Source organism: Abyssibius alkaniclasticus (assembly GCF_020447305.1).
Lineage (GTDB): Bacteria > Pseudomonadota > Alphaproteobacteria > Rhodobacterales > Rhodobacteraceae > Abyssibius > Abyssibius alkaniclasticus.
In genome coordinates this window covers 1282815-1301874 of record NZ_CP095732.1, presented here as the reverse complement: position 1 = coordinate 1301874, position 19060 = coordinate 1282815, and the positions used below count along the sequence as shown (strand labels likewise).

The following is a 19060-nucleotide window of genomic DNA, read 5'->3' as shown; positions in this document are numbered from 1 at the left end:
CGCGCGCCGTTCTGCATGATAGCTTTACCAAATCATCAGGAATTGGAGCGAGCGATGAAAACCCAGGTCAAAGCATTGGTTGTTGGCGGCGGGGCCGTAGGGGCGGGCATTGCCTATCATCTGGCCAAGGCCGGCTGGGAATGCGTTCTGATCGAGCGTGACGAGCTGACATCCGGTTCCACCTGGCACGCCGCCGGCCTTTTGCCGCTGTTCAACATGGGTTACGCCACCAGCCATATCCACCAGTATTCGGTTGATTTCTACAAAACGCTGGAGGCTGAAACCGGGTTGAATGCAGGCTTTTCGGTGGTGGGCAACCTGCGCATGGCCCAAACGCAAGAGCGTATGGACGAATACATGCTCTATGCCTCTACCGCCGATTCGGTGGGCATCAAGTATGAATTCCTCACGCCGGATGACATCAAGGCCCGCTGGCCGCTGATCCGCACGGATGACCTTAAAGGCGCGCTTTACCACACCGAAGACGGCTATATTAACCCTGCCGATGTCACCCAGGCGATGGCCAAGGGCGCCCGCCAGTTGGGGGCCGAGATTTACCGCAAGCTGCAGGTCGACAGCTATGAATGGACGGGGTCCGAATGGATCGTGCGCGGCACCAAAATGGTGGAGCGCGGCGGCAATCTGGTGGCCGGAGAGGACAGGTTTGAAATCCGCGCCGAACATGTGGTGACAGCCACCGGCAACCACGCCCAGCGCACGGCCAAATTGCTTGGCATCAAGATCCCCGCCATTCCGGTTGAACACCAGTTCATCGTTATGGAGTCCGACCCCGCGCTGGTGGAATGGCGCAAGACCAACCCCGAACACCCCGTCATCCGCGACGCCGATGCGCAATCCTATGTGCGCGAGGAACGCGGCGGCTGGATTTTGGGCGTTTACGAGAAGAACGCCCCCGCCCGGTTTGAATATGGCGTGCCCGACAGTTTCCGCGCCGACCTGTTCCCGCTCGATCTGGAGCGCATTGAGAGCCAGTATATGGCGATGATCCACCGCATCCCCTCATGCGAGAACAGCGGCTTGAAGGATGATTTCAACGGCCCGATCTGCTACACCCCCGATGGCAACCCGCTGGTCGGCCCCGCGCCCGGCCTGCGCAATATGTGGCTGGCCGAGGGCTTTAGCTTTGGCATCACGGCGGCTGGCGGCACCGGCTATTACCTTGCGCAGATGATGGTGAATGGCGAGGCTGAAATCGACATGGCGTCGCTCGACCCCAAGCGTTTTGGCGATTGGATGACGACTGAGTATGCCATGCGCAAGAACGAGGAGTGCTATGACCATGTCTACATCCTCCACCACCCCGATGAGGAACGCCCCGCCGCCCGCCCGCTCCGCACCTCGCCCGCCTATGACCGGCAAGCCGCGCGCGGCGCGCAGTTCGGTCAGGTAAACGGCTGGGAACGCCCGAACTATTACGCCCCCATGGGCTTCAATGATCATGATAGCCGCAGCTTCCGCCGTGGCGGCTGGTGGCAATATGCGGTTGAGGAAGCCAAAGCCATCCGCAACGGCGTCGGGTTGATCGACGCCACGGCGTTTACCAAACATATCGTCAAAGGCCCCGGTGCCACGGCTTTCCTTGATTGGTTCACCACCAACAAGCTACCGAAAGTGGGCCGCATCAACCTCACCTATGCGCTGACACCAACCGGCACGACCCGCACCGAATACACCATCGTGCGGCTTAAGGATGACGAGTATTATCTCGTCTCTGCTGGCGCGTGGACAGCCTATGACGCCGATTATCTGCGCAAATGCGTGGCCGACAAAGAGGCCGCGTTTGGCCGCATCGAGGTGCAGAATGTCACCACACAATGGGGCGTTTTCGCCATTGCGGGGCCGAAATCGCGCGACGTGCTGAAAAAACTCATCCGCGATGCCGACCCAGAAACCGCGCTGTCCAACAAGCGCTTCCCCTGGCTGTCTGCCCGGCAAATCGAGCTTGGCATGTGCCCCGTCAACGCCATCCGTGTGGCCTATACCGGCGAGCTGGGCTGGGAGCTTCACCACCCGATCGAAATGCAGAACTACCTGTTCGACCAGCTTGAGAAGGCCGGGGCGGAATTCGGCATGAAGCTGGTTGGCGCGCGCGCGCAAAACTGGCTGCGCCAAGAAAAATCCTACCGCGCCTTTGGCACCGAGCTTGGCCGCGACGCCACCCCGCTGGAAGCCGACCTGCCCCGCTTTGTCGACCTGTCCAAAGACTTCCAGGGCAAAGCGGCGATGGAGGCCACCGGCATCCGCGCCAAATGCGTCACCCTGCTCATCGACGGCCCCGCCGATTGCGACCCCTGGGGCCGCGAGGCGCTGTTTGATGGAAATACCAAGATCGGCCGCCTCACCTCGGGCGGTTACTCCGTGCATTTCGGCAAATCCATCGGCATGGGCTATGTGCGCCCCGATCTGGCCACGGTCGGCCAGAAGCTGAAGGTCAAGATGCTGAACCAGCTTTGGGATGCCGAAGTGGTCGAAGACAGCCCCTATGACCCGGCGAATGCCACAATCCGGATTGATGGCTAGGCCCTGCCGCGCCCCCTTGGGCTGATCAAAGATCAGCCCGGGGGCTTGGCGGTGGCGGCGCGGCCAGGGCAGCACCAGATTGCCGCTCACGCCCGCGCCGCTTGCCGATGTTGCCCCTGGTTGCAACTCCTTCAGGGTGGCGTTCAGGCCATGCTAGCCGGCGTCACGTGCCACGGTGCAGGGCAGCGCGGGTGCGACATTGCACATTGCGCACCAGTGCCGCGCTGCCACCGCCAAGCCCCATCGCCGATCTTTGATCGGCGGTGCGGCGCGGGAGTATCTGTGCTGCTACAGGCGCGCCAGAGCTTGCGCAAACACATCACCATCCACGTTGCCCCCCGTCACCACCACGGCCACGGCTTCGCCCTCAAGCTGATCGGCCTGAAACAGCGCGGCGGCCAGCGCCACGGCCCCGCCCGGTTCGGCCACGATTTTCAGGCGTTGAAAGGCCAGCGCCACGGCGCGCAGCGCGTCTTCATCCGGCACCGCCAGCCCCGGTCCGCAATGTTCCTGCATGATCGGGAATGTCAGCTTGCCCGGCCCTGGCGTGACGATCGCATCGCAGATCGAGCGCGCCTCCGGTGCATTGCCCTCGATGCGGCCGGACATCAGCGAACGGCGCACATCGTCAAACCCCACAGGTTCGACCGGGCGCACGCGCAACCCCGGCGCGACTTCGGCCAAGGCCAGCGCCACGCCCGAGGTCAGCCCGCCGCCACCACAGCACACCAGAACATCGCCCGATGTCATGCCCGCTTCGGCCAGTTGCGGCCCCAACTCCAGCCCCAGCGTGCCCTGACCGGCAACAACCAAAGGCTCGTCATAGGGGCGGATCAGCGTCAGCCCGCGCGCGGTGGCCAACGACTGGCCAATCGCGTCGCGATCCTCGCCAAACCGGTCATATAACACCACCTCGGCCCCAAGGGCGCGGGTGTTCTCAATCTTCAGCCTGGGTGCGTCAGACGGCATGATAATCACCGCCGCCACCCCGTGCAGCCTTGCGGCCAGCGCCACGCCCTGCGCATGGTTGCCGCTGGAATAGGCGATAACCCCGCCCGCGCGCTGCGCATCGCTCAGCCCCGACAGCGCCGAATAGCCGCCGCGAAACTTGAAGCTGCCGGTATGCTGCAGGCATTCAGCCTTCACCAAAACCCGGCGCCCGGCGATCTCGTCCAGAAACGGAGAGGACAGAACCGGCGTTTGCCGCACATGGTTCGCACTGCGCGCCCGCGCGGCGTGTATCATCTCGATCCTGCTCATACCTGCTCCAACACTGCGTGAATTGCGGCCAGCGCCTGCGGCTCATCCAGAAACGGCACATGGCCACGGTTTGGAACCTCGGCGCTGATCAGCGCCGGGCGGCGGGCCTTCATTCTGGCAACGGTCTCGACGCTCAGCAAATCGGAATTTGCGCCGCGGATGACCGCCAGCGGCGCTGGCAAAAGGTCGAAGAATGGCCAGAGGTCGGGCGCGGGTGTTGCGCTTTGCTCAATCACCGCGTCGCGGATTTTGGGATCATAGGTCAGCCCGATGCCATCATCGCGCACATCAAACCAGCGCCGGGCCAGTGTCTCCCACTTTTCCGCCGAAAGGCCGGGGAAGCCTGCGCCCATCGTGGCGCGCAGCGCGGCTACAAGCTCGGGCAGGCTTTGGGCGCGCGGGGCGATGCCGAGGTAATCCATGATCCGCCCCAGACCATCGGCAGACAGTTCGGGGCCGATATCGTTCAGCACGACGCCAGCCAGCCGCTCGGGCGCGGTTGCAGCCATCACCATCGCCTGCAACCCGCCACGCGAAGTGCCGATGACAACCGCCTTCTCCACCCCCAGAAAGTCGAGAAATGCCAGTGAATCCGCCGATTCCGCGGCTATATTGTAACTTGAAGCATCTTGCGCCCAGTCAGACCCGTGCCGCCCGCGCGGGGTCAGGCGCAGCAGGCGCACGCCGGAAAGCGCGGCGGCAAGTTCGTCGAAATCGCGCAAATCGCGGGTCAGGCCGGGCAGGCACAGCACGGCGGGGCCTTGGCCCTGATCGGTATAATCCAGCCGCAGCCCATCGGCTGTGACAAAGGGCGTCACCGCGCGGCCGCCAGTTCAGGAATGCCGGTCAAATCGCGCATCACATGGTCGGGCGACCAGTCAAACCGGTCAACCGGGTCATTCGCGCGGTTCACCCAGACGGTTTGAAACCCGTAACCCGCCGCGTGCGCCGCATCCCAGCCGTTGGACGAGACAAACAATACCTCGCTGGGCTGGCTGCCGAAATGGCTGCCAACAAGGTCATAAACCCAGCGATGCGGCTTGAAAACGCCCACATCCTCCACGCTCAGCACCACATCAAGCCATTGTGCAATGCCAGCCGATTCAACCGCCGCATCCAGCATGTCGGGCGAACCGTTGGACAGGATGCCCGTGACCATGCCCCGGTCTTTCAACGCGGCCAGCATTGGGGGAACTTCGGGAAAGGCCTTGAGCTTCCAGTAAAGATCGAGCAGGCGCTGGCGCAAAGACTCCGAGGCAAACCCATGCGCTTCAAGCGTGTAGTCGAGCGAATCCTGCGTGACCTGCCAAAAATCCTTATGGGCGTCGGCCACGGCGCGCAGCCATGAATATTGCAACTGCTTGTCGCGCCATGTGCGGGCAATTTCCGGCCATTTGGCGGAAAATTCCTCGTTTCCTGGCTCATCCGCCACTTGCCGCGCGGCGGCCGCAACGTCGAACAGGGTTCCGTAAGCATCAAAAATACAAGTTGTAATCGGCATAAAGCCTCCCCTTTGCGGTGCATTTTGTCACGCAAATCGCATGTGGAAAACCCCTATAAGCCCCTTGCGGGCCCTGCGTGCAAACTCTGGCTTGAGAAACCGGAAAGCTGCCCGGGCCGCGCAAAACAAGTTGGACTCGCCGCACCGGGCGGGCTGGCGCAGCAATGCGCAAATCAGCAACATCCGCCCATGTCACTCATATTGGCTGGCGGCAGATGAGGACAGCCCCCCGCTGGCCAAGCCGGGCCGGGGCAATGTGCCGTCAGGAAAATCATTTTCATTTTTTGGGGTGTCGGGTGTAGTCTGCCCAATATTATTTCAGTTTGGAGCATTTATCATGGCCGTCAGCATTCCTACACATGCACAATGGAAGAAGTTCAAGACAACGCACGGGGTCGGCGCGAACGCTGTCAGCTCTGTAAATGTCGGCAAGTCGCTTGATGCGTTTCACAAGGTCTATGGCCGGGATTTCGCAAAGAACGCCGCCGCCGCCGCCGAATGCTACAAGGCGCTGGCGACCTATCTGGCGAAATTTCCCGACAAGTCGGCAAAGGATGCCAAGAAGTTCAAATCGGAATTCGAGAAGACCTATGTGAACATGGCCTCTGCCGCGAAGGAAGAATTTTCGGCGATGGCGGGTGAGGTGAAGGCCTTTGCCGGGCGCGTGGCGCAATTATTGGCGGCGGCAGGAAAGCTGAAGGCTGGCGGACCGCTGAACGATCTTCAACTGTTCCGCCAAGGGCCGGTGCGCGGGATGCTGGCCGCGGCCACGCAGGTCAAAACCTATGACCCAAAGGATTTCGTGAAGCTCTGGAAGCATATCGACGACACGATCAACAAGCTCGACGCCAAACATTCGCAGGATATTCTGGACAAGGTCGTCAAGCTTTGCCACGTCACCGCCAAGACCTCGATGGACCTTGGCAAGAAAGGCGGTTTGTTCTAGGCGAGGTTTTCCGGCTGCGCCATGCCCATGACATGGTAGCCACCATCGACATAGATCACTTCGCCGGTTGTATGTGCAGACATATCCGAACACAGGAACATGCCCATCGCCCCGCAGCTTTCCAGGCTGGCATTGCTGCGTAGCGGGGCGTTTTCCTCGGTTGCGCGATAAACCTTGCGCGCCCCGCCAATCGCGGCCCCGGCCAGGGTTTTCATCGGGCCGGGGGAGACGGCGTTGACGCGGATACCATCGGGGCCAAGATCATTTGCCAGATAGCGGACCGTGGCTTCAAGCGCCGCCTTGGCCACGCCCATCACATTGTAATTCGGAATAACCCGCTGACTGCCCATATAGGTGAGGGTGACAATGCTGCCGCCCTGCTTCATCAAGGGGGCAGCGCGCCGCGCCACATCGACCAGCGAATAGCAGGAAATATCCATCGAATTGAGGAAATTCGCGCGCGTGGTGTTCAGGAAACGGCCGGTCAGCTCGTCCTTGTCGGAATAGGCGATGGCGTGGATCAGAAAGTCGATGCTGCCCCAGCTTTTGGCCAATGTGCCAAAGGCGCGGTCCAGCGATGCGGAATCCTGCACATCGGCCTCGATCACCATGTTCGAGCCAAGGCTTTGCGCCAAGGGCAGCACGCGCTTGCCAAAACCTTCACCCTGATAGGTGAAGGCAAGCTCCGCCCCTTCGGCCGCAAGCGCCCTTGAAATTCCCCAGGCGATAGAACGGTCATTGGCGACACCCATCACCAGCCCACGTTTGCCGCGCATCAATTCAGCCATGATCATTACCCATGAAATTTAGAGAGCGCGAGCGTCGCGTTCGTGCCGCCGAATCCGAAGGAGTTCGAAAGTAGTGTATCGTGATCCACATTGTCGCGCCGCGCCATCACAATTTCCGAAGGCTTGAGGGCCGGATCGAGAGTCTGGATATTGGCGCTGGCGGCAATGAAATTATGCTGCATCATCAGCAGGCAATAAATGGTTTCCTGCACGCCGGTTGCCCCAAGGCTGTGGCCCGTCAGTGATTTGGTTGAAGATACGGGCGGGGTGGCACCATCGCCAAACACCCGGCGGATGGCGTCGATCTCCGTGATATCGCCAGCCGGGGTGGAGGTGCCGTGGCTGTTGATATAGGAAACCTTGCGGTCCCCAATCGTGCCAAGCGCGAGCTTCATAGATCGCTCGCCCCCCTCGCCCGAAGGCGCGACCATGTCATAACCATCAGAAGTGGCCCCATAGCCCGTGACTTCGGCGTAAATTTTTGCACCGCGCGCCTGTGCGTGCGAAAGCTCTTCCAGCACGACAACCCCGCCACCACCGGCAATGACAAAACCGTCACGGTCGGCATCATAGGCGCGGCTGGCCAGTTCCGGCGTGTCGTTGTATTTGGAGGACATTGCGCCCATCGCATCGAACAGGCAGGACAGGGTCCAATCCAGCTCCTCGCCCCCGCCGGCAAAGACAACATCCTGCTTGCCAAGCTGGATTTGCTCGACCCCGTTGCCAATGCAATGCGCCGAGGTGGAGCAGGCCGAGGTGATGGAATAGTTCACACCCTTGATCTTGAAAGGCGTCGCCAGACAGGCCGAGTTGGTCGAGGACATGCCGCGCGTAACCATGAACGGCCCCATGCGTTTGGGCGCGCCGTTTTTCAGCACAATCTGGTGGGCGTTGAACAGGTTCTTGGTGCTTGGCCCGCCAGAGCCCATGACAAGCCCGGTGCGTTCGTTGGAGACATCGCTGTCTTCCAGCCCGGCATCGGCAATCGCCTGTTCCATAGCGATGAAATTATAGGCCGCGCCATCGCCCATGAAGCGCAGGTTGCGCTTGTCGATATGGGCGCTCACATCGATATTCGGCATACCATGCACGCGCGAGCGAAAGCCGTTTTCAGCGTAACTTTCAGCAAAGCTGATGCCCGAACGACCGGTTTGCAATGAATCAAGCACTTCGGTCGCCGAAACGCCGATTGACGAGACGATTCCCAGCCCTGTGATGACAACGCGACGCATAGCGGATTTCCTTTGCTTTGGTCAGATCAGTCTTGCGACAGGCCAACTTTCATGTCGAGCGCGGTATAAACATGCACATCATCGGCATACATACGCCCATCGGCGCGCCCAATTTTCAATTTACGGTCGATCACCCGCACCATATCCACCTCGTAACGCACGAGCCTAGTTTCGGGGGTGACCATGCCGGTGAATTTCACCTCGCCCACACCCAGCGCCATGCCGCGCCCCTTCATGCCGCGCCAGCCAAGGTTGAAGCCGGTAATCTGCCAAAGCGCATCAAGCCCCAGACAGCCGGGCATGATCGGGTTGCCGACAAAATGGCAGGGGAAGAACCACAGGTCGGGCTTGATATCGAACTCGGCAACAACATGGCCCTGACCGTGCGGGCCGCCATCGGCGGAAATTTCGGTGATGCGGTCCATCATCAGCATGGGCGGCATGGGCAATTGCGCATTGCCGGGGCCGAACATTTCGCCGCGCGCGCATTCTAGCAGCCCGTCATAGTCTATGCTGGTGGGGCGGTGTTGCATCAAGCCCTGCTCCTTAGTTCTTTGCGCCAGTGTTGGCTCTTTCCCTATCACCCGCAAGGGTTGGCGTGCAAGCGTGCCTGCCTGCACAATATCGCCGCATATCGGCGGCTGATAGGCTTTTCGCTGGAACTATATGGGGTTTTTGCGCTAATTAAACAGTAAGGCGGGAAATATTATGCCACATGAGCAAAAAAACCAGCTGCGCCCGCATGAGCGGGCCGCCGATTGGCTAACCGATGCCGGGCTGCGCCCAACCCGGCAACGGCTGGCCTTGGCCACGCTGCTGGTGGGCGACGGGCGCGACCGCCATGTCACCGCCGAAAGCCTGCACGAGGCGGCGGCTTCGGGCGATCAATCGGTCTCGCTGGCCACGGTTTACAACACGCTGCGCGCCTTTTGCGGCGCTGGCCTGCTGCATGAAATTACCGTCGACGGGAACCGCACCTATTTTGACACCCGCACCGACCATCATCCGCATTACTATTGGGAAGATGACGGGCGGCTGTCGGATGCGCCAAATTCGGCCATACAAATTGAAGGCCTGCCAACCCCGCCGGAAAACACAGAAATTTCGCGCGTGGATGTGGTGATTCGTCTGCGCCGACGTTAGCGGGCGCAGACGATCCGATACCTTGAAATGGTTGATGGGGCCAAAGCGCAGCCTTGTGGCCGGGTTTATGGTTCTGTCGGCTCTGTATATTGGCCCTGTGGCAGGTCGGGATAAATCGCATTCGGGTAAATGCAGCCGGACAGGGCGGCTGTTATGACGAACAAACAAATGACGCGCATCGTTAAACTCCTACAAAGATGATGCCCTCTTTTAGCAAAAAAGAAGGCATCATGCATTCATAAAAGTTTAGTATAATTAATTTCGATGCATCCGGTTGGTAATAAGATCGTCAACCACGCCCGGGTCTGCAAGCGTAGATGTATCCCCAAGGCTGCCATACTCGTTTTCGGCGATCTTGCGCAGAATCCGCCGCATGATTTTGCCTGACCGAGTCTTTGGCAGGCCCGGCGCCCATTGGATGAGGTCGGGGCTGGCGATGGGGCCGATTTCCTTGCGCACCCATAGCACCAGCTCGCGCTTCAGCTCGTCGCTGGGCTCAACGCCGTTCATCAGGGTGATATAGGCATAAATCCCCTGCCCCTTGATGGCATGAGGATAGCCGACAACCGCAGCCTCGGCCACTTTTGCGTGCGCGACCAGCGCGCTTTCCACCTCGGCCGTGCCCATCCGGTGGCCCGAGACGTTGATCACGTCATCAACCCGCCCGGTGATCCAGTAATAGCCATCGGCATCGCGCCGACAGCCATCGCCGGTGAAATAATAGCCTTTGTAATCGGCGAAATAGGCCGAAACGAAGCGGTCATGGTCGCCAAATACCGTGCGCATCTGGCCGGGCCAACTGTCTTTAACGCAAAGCACGCCCTCGGCCTCGGTCGCAGTTTGCTCTTCGCCTGTTGTGGCATCAAGAATAACCGGCTGCACGCCGAAGAACGGTTTGGTGGCAGAGCCGGGTTTGGCGGCAATCGCGCCGGGCAGCGGGGTGATCATGTGGCCGCCGGTTTCGGTTTGCCACCATGTATCGACGATGGGCAGCTTTCCCTTGCCGACCACCTCGTTATACCAGTTCCAGGCTTCGGGGTTGATCGGCTCGCCCACCGTGCCCAGCAGTTTCAGGCTGGACAGATCGCAGCCCGACACAAAGCTGTCGCCCTGCCCCATCAGCGCGCGAATGGCGGTGGGGGCGGTGTAGAACTGGTTCACCTTGTGCTTTTCGCACACCTGCCAGAAGCGCGAGGCATCGGGCCAGGTTGGCACGCCTTCGAACATCAGCGTGGTCGCGCCATTGGCCAGCGGGCCATAAACGATATAGCTATGGCCGGTCACCCAGCCGACATCGGCGGTGCACCAGTAGATATCGCCATCATGATAGTCGAACGTGTATTCATGGGTCATCGCGGCATAAAGCAGATAGCCGCCCGAGGAATGGACCACGCCCTTGGGCTTGCCGGTAGAACCGGAGGTATACAGCACGAAAAGCGGGTCTTCGGCATTCATCACTTCGGGCGCGCAATTGCCACTGGCCGCCGCCATTTCGGCGAGCAGGTCGATATCGCGCCCCGCAACCCATGTGGTTTGCCCGCCGGTATGTTTGACAACCAAACAGCGCACGGAATCGCTGCAATGCAGAAGGGCGGCATCGGCATTGGATTTCAGCGGCGTTTTGCGCCCGCCGCGCGGGGCTTCATCGGCGGTGATCAGCACCTTGGCGCCGCTATCGTTGATGCGGTTGCCAAGCGCGTCGGGCGAGAAGCCCGCAAACACCACGGAATGCACGGCACCGATGCGCGCGCAGGCCAGCATGGCATAGGCGGCGGCAGGGATCATCGGCAGGTAAATGACAACGCGGTCGCCCTTGCCCACACCCTGGGCGCGCAGCACATTGGCCAAGCGGCTGACCTGGTCGTGCAATTCGGCATAGGTGATGTGCTTGGCGGGGGTGGCGGGGTCGTCCGCCTCCCAGATGATTGCGGTCTGGTTGCCGCGCGTGGCCAGATGCCGGTCAATGCAATTGGCGGCGACGTTCAATTCGCCATCTTCAAACCATTTGATCGACACATTTTCATAGGCGAATGAGGTGTTCTTGATGGTTTTGGGCGCTTTCACCCAATCCAGCCGCGCCGCCGCCTTGCCCCAGAACGCATCGGGGTCGGCTATTGATTCTGCATACATTTTTTCATAGGTCGCCGCATCAATATGCGCATTCTCCGCAAAATCGGTTGCGGGGGGGAAGCTTGCGTTTGTCATTGTATCCTCATCCGTTTGGGCCGGGCGCCGCGCCCTTGCTGGCGCAAAGCGGGCTAGATGGCCAAATATTCCTGGCGGAGCGCCTCATTGTCCAGCACCTCTTGGGCCGTGCCGTCAAACACCACCTGTCCGGTATCCAGAATGACCGCCCTATCGGCCAGTTTCAACGCTGCAATGGCGTTTTGCTCGACGATAATCGTGGTGATGCCGAGTGATTTGATCTGCGCCAAAGTGCGCTCGATTTCCTGCACGATGACCGGCGCAAGCCCTTCATAAGGCTCATCCAGCAAGAGCAGCTTCACATCGCGGGCCAGTGCGCGGCCAATGGCCAGCATCTGCTGCTCGCCGCCCGACAGGGTTACACCCTCTTGCTTGCGCCGCTCGCCAAGGCGGGGGAACAGCTCGTAAATCCGCTCGGCCGACCAGCCTTTAGGCGGGGCGATTTGCGCCAGCTTGATGTTTTCTTCCACCGTCAGGCCGGGAATGATCCGCCGGTCTTCCGGCACCAGCCCCACGCCGAACTGGCTGGCCTGAAACGATTTCATATCGTGCAGCGGCTTATGGTCGAGCCAGATCTCGCCGCGTTTCAGCGCCGGGTCATCCATGCGGGCAATGGCGCGCAGGGTCGAGGTTTTGCCCGCCCCGTTGCGCCCGAGCAGCGCCAGAATCTCACCTTCATGAATGTTGAAGCTCACGCCCTGCACGATATAGCTTTCGCCGTAATAGGCATGGATGTCGTGGCACTGGAAATAGGCCGGCTCGACCCGCCCAAGGTTTTCAGAGGCCGCGTTGGAATAGTCTGTATCGGTCAGGGTCATACCTGTGCCTCCCCTAGATAGGCTTCTCGCACTTTCGGATGGCCTTTGATATTTTCCGGCGTGTCCTCGACAATGATCGCACCCTGTGCCAGCACCGAAATGCGGCTGGCCAGCGAAAACACGACATGCATGTCATGTTCGATGATCACTTTGGTGATTTTGCGCTTTTCGCTGATCTCGCGCAAAAGCGCGATCGTGTTGTTGGTATCGGCCCGCGCCATGCCGGCGGTCGGCTCGTCAAGCAGCAAGAGCTTGGGTTCCTGCACAAGGCACATGGCCATTTCCAGGCGCCGCTTGTCGCCGCGCGACATTGAAGCCGCGATCATGTTGCGCTTGTCCGACATGCCGACATCGGCCAGAATTTCTTCGGCCTTGGCGCGAATATCGGCATCCTTGGCGACCGATTTCAGCGGGTTCAGCGTGAACGCCCCGTCACGATGCGCAAAGCACGGGATCAGCACGTTTTCCCATACGCTGAGGCTGGAAAAGATTTCCGGCGTCTGGAACACCCGGCTGACGCCGAGCTGGTTGATCTGGTGGGGTTTCTTGCCCAGCACCGACTGGCCGTTGAACAGCACCGTGCCGGTATCGGGTTTCAGCTTGCCGATCAGGCAATTGAGGAAGGTGGATTTGCCCGCCCCGTTCGGCCCGATAATCGCATGGATAGAGCCTTCCTGCACATCGAGGTTGACGTTTGAAAGCGCCTGCAGGCCACCAAAGCGTTTGTTGACGTTCTGAACTTCTAAAATGCCCATCTTCCGCTCCTATTCAGCCGGTGTGGTGGCGGTTTCAGGGCGTTTGCCGACCAATCCCTTGAGCCAGCCGCCCAGCCTTTGCGCTCCTTCAACCAGCCCGCCGGGCAGAAAGATAACCACCAGCATGAACAGCAACCCCAGGGTCAGGCTCCAGCCTTCGCCAAAGAAGGGCGAAAAGACCCAGCTCAATGTGCTGTTCAGCCATTCGGGGAAGATGCTGAACCAGCCATGCAGCACGTTTTCATTGATGGTCGAAAAGATGTTTTCGAAATATTTGATCGCACCCGCGCCCAAGACCGGCCCGATCAGCGTGCCTGCACCGCCCAGAATGGTCATCAAGACCACCTCGCCCGATGCTGTCCATTGCATACGCTCGGCACCGGCCAGCGGTTCCATGCTGGCCAGAAGCGCCCCCGCCAGCCCGGCATACATGCCCGAGATCACAAAGGCCGCAAGCGTATAGGGGCGCGGGTTGATGCCGGTATAGTTCAGCCGTGTGCGGTTGGTCTTGACGGCGCGCAGCATCAGCCCGAAGGGCGAGCGGAAGATGCGCATCGACAGATAGAACCCGCCGATCAGGAAGGCCGCGCAGACATAGAAACCATAGTTGAACTGAATCTGGTAACCCAGCAGCGTCGGGTTCCAGAAGACGGCGTTCATATCCAGCCCGAACAGGTTGGTCAGCGGCAGTTGGTTGGCGTTTTCAACCCTGTCCAGCACGCGCGGATCGCTCAGCGCCAGTTGCAGACCGGTTTCGCCATTGGTCAGCGGGGTCAGCACGGAATAGGCCATGTTATAGCTCATCTGCGCAAAGGCCAGCGTGAGGATCGAAAAGTAGATCCCCGAACGCCGCAAGCTGATATAGCCGATCAGCAGCGCAAACAGCCCGGAAATGACCATCGCCAGCAAGATCGCCGGGATGATGTTCATGGTCAGCAGCTTGAACATCCAGACCGCCGCATAAGAGCCGACGCCCAGAAAGGCCGCATGGCCAAAGGACAGATAGCCGGTAAGGCCGAACAGAATGTTGAAGCCAACGGCAAACAGCCCGTAAATGGCGAAACGCTGCAAAAGCGCGGGGTAGCCTGCGCCAAAGGGCGCAAGGATGATCGGGCCAAGCAGAACCATGATGATGACAATGGTCAACAAAAGCCGGTCATTGGTGCGGGTCGTGTTGAACATGCTATTCCTCCATCACGCCTTTGCGGCCCATAAGGCCACGCGGCCTTGTCAGCAGGATGATCACTGCAACAAGGTAGATTACAATCTGGTCGATACTGGGCAGGCCGATGGATTCAAAGGCGTCCTTGACCTCGACCATCGAGGCGAAGCTTTCAAGAACGCCAAGCAGGAAGCCCGCAGCCACGGCGCCGGGCAGGCTGCCCATGCCGCCAACCACGACCACCACGAAACTCAGCACCAGAAAATCCATGCCCATATGGTAATTGGGGCTGTTGATAGGCGTATACATGACCCCTGCAACCCCGGCGACCGCAGCCGCCACCCCGAACATGATGGTGAAGCGCCGGTCGATATTGATGCCAAGCAGGCCCACGGTTTCACGGTCGGCCATGCCGGCACGCACAACCATGCCAAAGGTGGTGAATTGCAGGAAGGCAAAGACCGCGCCGATGACGATGGCCGCAAAGAAGAAATAGATCAGCCGCCAATAGGGGTAGATCACGGCATTCGGGTCAAACCCCAACATCACACCGATATCGAGCGAGCCTTTGAAGGCCGCAGGGCTGGGTGTGGGAATGGGATTGGCGCCGAAGTAGAATTTGATGACCTCTTGCAGCACGATCGCCAGGCCAAAGGTTACAAGAATCTGGTCGGCATGGGGGCGTTTGTAAAAATGCTTGATCAGCCCGCGTTCCATGATGATGCCGATCAGGATCATTACCGGAATGGCAACGATGATGGCCAGCGGCACGGTGTAATCGATCATCCAACTGCCGAATTCACCAAACCACATTTCTAGATAGGGTGTTTCCACCTTCAGCGGGTTGCCCAGAAAATCGGTGCGCTCCGGATCAAGCGTGACGCTTGCGATATTCAGGATATTGTTGAAGGTCACAGCGCAGAACGCGCCGAGCATGAACAAGGCGCCATGCGCAAAATTGACCACGCCCAAAGTGCCGAAAATCAGCGTAAGCCCCAGCGCGATCAGCGCATAGGCCGAACCTTTGTCCAGACCGTTCAGTAATTGTAGGAAGATGGCGTCCATCGTGTTCCCCGCCCGATGTTACGTTATGCCCGCTTGTGCGGAAAAGCCGGCCGCATCACACAGGATGCGACCGGGAGTGATTCCCGAGGGGGAAACCTATGCGCCCGGGTTACATTCGCCCAAAGCGCCACCGGCGAAGAACTCGTTCTCGGGGTCATATTCGACCTGTGCGCGCGGGGTGATTTCAACCACCTCAAGCACATCATATTCCGAGGTTGGCGCTTCGGTGCCTTTCACAACCAGCACATCCTTGAAGCACTGGTGGTCGGCGGCACGGTATTCGGTCGGGCCATTGCCAAGGCCATCAAAGCTGAAGCCTTCAAGCGCATCCACAATCCCGCAAGGATTGAAGGTGCCGGCGCGTTCAGCCGCATCCGCATATAGCAGCGTCTGGGCATAGGCGGTTTGTGCGGCCTGGCTTGGCGGGAAGCCATATTCCTCACCAAAGGATTTGGTGAAGGCCTGGGTGCCCGGATCGGGCAATTGCCAGTGCCAGTTGCTTGAGCCAAGAATGCCGCGCACGTTTTCACCCGCGCCTTTGGCCATAAGCTCGGAATAGAGCGGCACAACAATCTCGAAGTTCTTGCCGTTGACCTGCTTGTCGCGCAGACCGAACTGCACGGCATTGGTGAGCGAGTTCACCATGTTTCCGCCGTAATGGTTCAGCACGAGAACATCGGCACCCGAGTTCAGAACCGGCGCGATATACGAGCTGAAATCGGTTGCGGTCAGCGGGGTCAGCACGTTGTTGACGGTTTCCCAGCCTTCAGCCTCGGTAAAGGCCTGCATCGATGCCTGCTGTGTCCAGCCCCAGGTATAGTCGGCGGTCAGATGATAGGCGCGACGGTCGCTGCCATAGGTTTTGGCCAGAACCGGCGCAAGTGCCGCACCCGACATATAGGCGTTGAAGAAATGGCGGAAGCCATTGGCCTTCTTGTCCTTGCCGGTCGTGTCGTTGGAATGCGTCAGACAGGCCATGAAGATAACCCCGGCCTCCTGGCAGAGCGCCTGCACGGCAACAGCCACACCCGATGACGAGCCGCCGGTGATCATGATGGCGCCATCGCGCTGGATCATCGACTGGGCCGAAGCGCGCGCGGCGTCGGATTTTGTCTGCGTATCGCCGGTGACATAGGCGACCCGCTTGCCAAGCACACCCTGACCTGTCAGCGCGCTGCCGCTGAAGGTGTTCATCATGCCGCCATCGCCTTCACCGTTCAGGTGTTTGACAGCAAGCTGATAGGCGCGAAGCTCGTCGGCACCTTCGTCGGCATAGGGGCCGGACTGGGGCACGTTAAAGCCAAAGATGACATCGCTGCCGGTAGGTTCGTTTGTATAGGCCGACGCAGCGCCGGTAAAAATTGTGGGCAAAGCAAGCCCCGCGCCTGCAACGGCGCCCGAGCGGATGAGTCCGCGACGGCTGAGGGTTAGTTTTGACATGAATTTCCTCCCATTCCTGTCCTTGCCGGTTATCCGGCGGGGCGCATTGCGCCATAGGTATAATGCCGGGAGGTTTGTGAAGTTCACAATAAATTATTGCTTTCCTTGCATTATTTTGTAAACTTATTTCTATATTGCAGCGCACAATAGTAAATTTATTTACAAGCGTGTCGTTTTTCCGTTGCAAAGCAAGAGGATCGCGCATGGTCGGATACCTGGTTGGAACACGCATTCGTGAAGCCCGGCGCAAAATGGGGCTCACGCAACGTCAACTTGCGGCCGCGGCCGGGCTGTCGGCCTCCTATCTCAACCTGATCGAGCATAACAAACGCAGAATCGCGGGGTTGCGCCTTCAGGCTTTGGCGCGCGCGCTCCACTTGCCGGCTTCGGCATTGAACGAGGGGCCGGATTCGGCACAATTGGCCGAATTGCGCGCCGTGGCCACCGCGCAGGGCGGCATCGATCCGGGCCTGATCGAGGCGTTCATCGCGCAATTTCCCGACTGGGCGCACAGCGTGGCCGCCCTGTCGCGCCAGAACCATGACTTGCGCGAGGCCATTACCGTGCTGAGCGATCGTTTGGGGCATGATCCGTTTTTGGCCGAAACGCTGCATAATATCCTGTCGAACATCACGGCAATCCGCTCGACCGCGGGCATTCTAAGCACGGTTGATGACATTGCCCCCGACCAGCAGCGCCGCTTTGTGCGCAGCATTCACGATGAAAGCCGCCGCCTTTCAGATGCGGCCACGGCGCTGAGCGCCTATCTTGACCGCGCAAGCGAAGGTGCCGCCGCTGCGGCCACGCCGGAAGAGGCGGTGGACAGTTTCCTGCAACGGCACGGCTATCGCTTTCCGGCGCTCGATGCCGGAGGCAGTGTGGCGGCGCTTCTGGCCGACGCCCCCGAACTGGACAGCCCGGCCGCACGCTCTATGGCGCATGACCTGCTGGCGCGTTATGCGGGCGATGCCGCCGCCCTGCCGCTTGCGGAATTTGCCGCCACCGCCGCGCGCCTGGCCTATAACCCCCATGCGCTGGGCCAGCATTTCGGCGGCAGCCAGATCCGCATCTATCGCAGGCTTGCGGCCTTGCGGCGCGAGGATATTGCCGCGCCGCGCTTCGGGCTATTGGTGGTCAATGCCGCAGGCCAGCCCATCTGGCGCCAGCCGCTCGAAAGTTTCGCCCTGCCCCGCCACGGTGCCGCCTGTGCGCTTTGGCCCATCTTTCAGGCCTTCAGCCACCCCGAGCGCAGCGCCATTTCGGCCCTGTCGCTAAGCGATGGCACGGTGATTACCGCATTGTCGTTGGCCGAGCAGACCGCGCCGGCCCCGGTGGGCCAAACCCCCAACTATCAGGCGGCCATGCTGCTGATCCCCGATGACAGCCTGAAGGTGATTTCGGCGTGGCTGCCGCAACCCCAAGGCATTTCGGCGGTTGGCACGGCCTGTGCGATTTGCCCGCGCAAAGGCTGCGACGCGCGCAGCCGCGCCGCCTATCTTACCGATATCCCCCAGGTGGTTGGCTGACAAATCGCTTGGCATTTGACCTTTTGGCCTTTTATCCTGCCCCAAGCGCCGCATGGGCGTCGGGGGGTAATCTGTGCGCAAATCTGTCCTGATTGTTGAGGACGAACCGAATATCGTCGAATCACTGACCTTTTTGCTGGAACGCGCAGGCTTCGCCGTGCAAAGCGAATCTGACGGCAACCGCGCATTGGCCCGCATTGCAGACTCTGCCCCCGATCTGGTGATCCTCGATGTGATGCTGCCCAATCGCAGCGGCTTTGACATTTTGCGCGATCTGCGCCTGAAAGGGCAAATCGCACCGAAAGTGATGATGCTCACCGCCAAGGGCCAGTCGCGTGACCAGCAAATGGCCGAAGATATTGGCGTGGATGTTTTCATGACCAAACCCTTTGCCAATGCCGAACTGGTGGCGCGCGCGCGGCTGCTGGTCGGGCTATGAAACCCAAGCCCGACCTGGCCCAGCGTGCGCTGGAACGGCGGCGCAGGCAGGATTTTGCCGCGCTTTTGCCCATTCTTGGCGGGTTTTTACTGCTTTCGCCCATTATCTGGATTTTTGCGCAGGCCGGCACCATTCTGGGCCTGCCGGCGGCATTCGTCTATGTATTCGGTGTTTGGCTGGGGCTGATCTGGCTGGCGCGCAGGCTGGCGCGCGCCATCATGCGTGACGATCCGGGCTAG

The 19060-nt window shown here is 60.1% G+C and carries 18 protein-coding genes; 6 read left to right on the top strand and 12 right to left on the bottom strand.

Features of this window, described 5'->3' with window-relative positions:
• The first annotated feature begins 54 nt into the window (after nt 1-54).
• Entirely contained in the window at nt 55-2541 is a 2487-nt protein-coding gene (locus tag LGT41_RS06610) for a GcvT family protein (RefSeq protein ID WP_274129328.1), read from the top strand.
• 288 nt (nt 2542-2829) lie between these two features.
• Here LGT41_RS06610 and LGT41_RS06605 read toward each other — a convergent pair whose 3' ends face one another.
• From LGT41_RS06605 to LGT41_RS06595, 3 genes are read right to left on the bottom strand one after another with little or no spacing between them, the layout of a single operon-like run.
• Nucleotides 2830-3801 (bottom strand): threonine ammonia-lyase, encoded by a 972-nt coding sequence (locus LGT41_RS06605; protein WP_274129327.1) that lies wholly within the window; start codon nt 3799-3801, stop codon nt 2830-2832.
• Nucleotides 3798-4619, bottom strand: a complete 822-nt coding sequence (locus tag LGT41_RS06600; RefSeq protein WP_274129326.1) for an alpha/beta fold hydrolase — start codon at nt 4617-4619, stop codon at nt 3798-3800. The genes LGT41_RS06605 and LGT41_RS06600 overlap by 4 nt, the downstream gene beginning before the upstream one ends.
• Nucleotides 4616-5302 (bottom strand): haloacid dehalogenase type II, encoded by a 687-nt coding sequence (locus LGT41_RS06595; RefSeq protein WP_274129325.1) that lies wholly within the window; start codon nt 5300-5302, stop codon nt 4616-4618. The genes LGT41_RS06600 and LGT41_RS06595 overlap by 4 nt, the downstream gene beginning before the upstream one ends.
• Before the next feature lie 337 nt (nt 5303-5639).
• Between LGT41_RS06595 and LGT41_RS06590 the strand changes: the two genes are divergently transcribed.
• Entirely contained in the window at nt 5640-6248 is a 609-nt protein-coding gene (locus tag LGT41_RS06590) for a hypothetical protein (RefSeq protein ID WP_274129324.1), read from the top strand.
• Here the strand turns inward: LGT41_RS06590 and LGT41_RS06585 are convergent.
• From LGT41_RS06585 to fabA, 3 genes are read right to left on the bottom strand one after another with little or no spacing between them, the layout of a single operon-like run.
• Entirely contained in the window at nt 6245-7036 is a 792-nt protein-coding gene (locus tag LGT41_RS06585; RefSeq protein WP_274129323.1) for an enoyl-ACP reductase FabI, read from the bottom strand. The genes LGT41_RS06590 and LGT41_RS06585 overlap by 4 nt on opposite strands.
• 5 nt (nt 7037-7041) lie before the next feature.
• Nucleotides 7042-8268: a beta-ketoacyl-ACP synthase I gene (gene fabB / locus LGT41_RS06580; RefSeq protein WP_274129322.1), complete on the bottom strand. Its 1227-nt coding sequence runs from the start codon at nt 8266-8268 to the stop codon at nt 7042-7044.
• A gap of 26 nt (nt 8269-8294) precedes the next feature.
• Nucleotides 8295-8801, bottom strand: coding sequence for a bifunctional 3-hydroxydecanoyl-ACP dehydratase/trans-2-decenoyl-ACP isomerase (gene fabA / locus LGT41_RS06575; RefSeq protein ID WP_274129320.1), 507 nt, complete (start codon nt 8799-8801; stop codon nt 8295-8297).
• Between the two features lie 175 nt (nt 8802-8976).
• Here fabA and irrA point away from each other — a divergent pair, with 175 nt between their 5' ends.
• Nucleotides 8977-9411, top strand: coding sequence for an iron response transcriptional regulator IrrA (irrA, locus tag LGT41_RS06570; RefSeq protein WP_274129319.1), 435 nt, complete (start codon nt 8977-8979; stop codon nt 9409-9411).
• A gap of 255 nt (nt 9412-9666) precedes the next feature.
• Here the strand turns inward: irrA and acs are convergent, their stop codons facing one another.
• The 6 genes from acs to LGT41_RS06540 all read right to left on the bottom strand — a co-directional run bounded on the left by acs (nt 9667) and on the right by LGT41_RS06540 (nt 16856).
• The gene (acs, locus tag LGT41_RS06565) at nt 9667-11616 is read right to left on the bottom strand and encodes an acetate--CoA ligase (protein WP_274129318.1); all 1950 of its coding nucleotides are present in this window, start codon (nt 11614-11616) and stop codon (nt 9667-9669) included.
• Nucleotides 11617-11669: 53 nt separating this feature from the next.
• Entirely contained in the window at nt 11670-12434 is a 765-nt protein-coding gene (locus tag LGT41_RS06560; protein ID WP_274129317.1) for an ABC transporter ATP-binding protein, read from the bottom strand.
• Nucleotides 12431-13189 carry an ABC transporter ATP-binding protein gene (locus tag LGT41_RS06555; RefSeq protein ID WP_274129316.1) on the bottom strand — a complete coding sequence of 253 codons (759 nt, stop codon included), beginning with the start codon at nt 13187-13189 and terminating at the stop codon, nt 12431-12433. The genes LGT41_RS06560 and LGT41_RS06555 overlap by 4 nt, the downstream gene beginning before the upstream one ends.
• 9 nt (nt 13190-13198) lie before the next feature.
• Nucleotides 13199-14371 (bottom strand): branched-chain amino acid ABC transporter permease, encoded by a 1173-nt coding sequence (locus LGT41_RS06550; protein ID WP_274129315.1) that lies wholly within the window; start codon nt 14369-14371, stop codon nt 13199-13201.
• A gap of 1 nt (nt 14372) precedes the next feature.
• The gene (locus LGT41_RS06545; protein ID WP_274129314.1) at nt 14373-15416 is read right to left on the bottom strand and encodes a branched-chain amino acid ABC transporter permease; all 1044 of its coding nucleotides are present in this window, start codon (nt 15414-15416) and stop codon (nt 14373-14375) included.
• 96 nt (nt 15417-15512) lie between these two features.
• Nucleotides 15513-16856, bottom strand: coding sequence for a substrate-binding protein (locus LGT41_RS06540; protein ID WP_274129313.1), 1344 nt, complete (start codon nt 16854-16856; stop codon nt 15513-15515).
• A 203-nt stretch (nt 16857-17059) separates the two neighbouring features.
• Here LGT41_RS06540 and LGT41_RS06535 point away from each other — a divergent pair, with 203 nt between their 5' ends.
• The 3 genes from LGT41_RS06535 (at nt 17060) to LGT41_RS06525 (ending at nt 19060) form a co-directional block, all read left to right on the top strand.
• Complete coding sequence (locus tag LGT41_RS06535; protein ID WP_274129312.1) at nt 17060-18382, top strand: helix-turn-helix transcriptional regulator; 1323 nt, start codon at nt 17060-17062, stop codon at nt 18380-18382.
• A gap of 73 nt (nt 18383-18455) precedes the next feature.
• Entirely contained in the window at nt 18456-18821 is a 366-nt protein-coding gene (locus LGT41_RS06530; protein WP_274129311.1) for a response regulator transcription factor, read from the top strand.
• Nucleotides 18818-19060: a hypothetical protein gene (locus LGT41_RS06525; RefSeq protein ID WP_274129310.1), complete on the top strand. Its 243-nt coding sequence runs from the start codon at nt 18818-18820 to the stop codon at nt 19058-19060. Before LGT41_RS06530 ends, LGT41_RS06525 begins: the two co-directional genes overlap by 4 nt.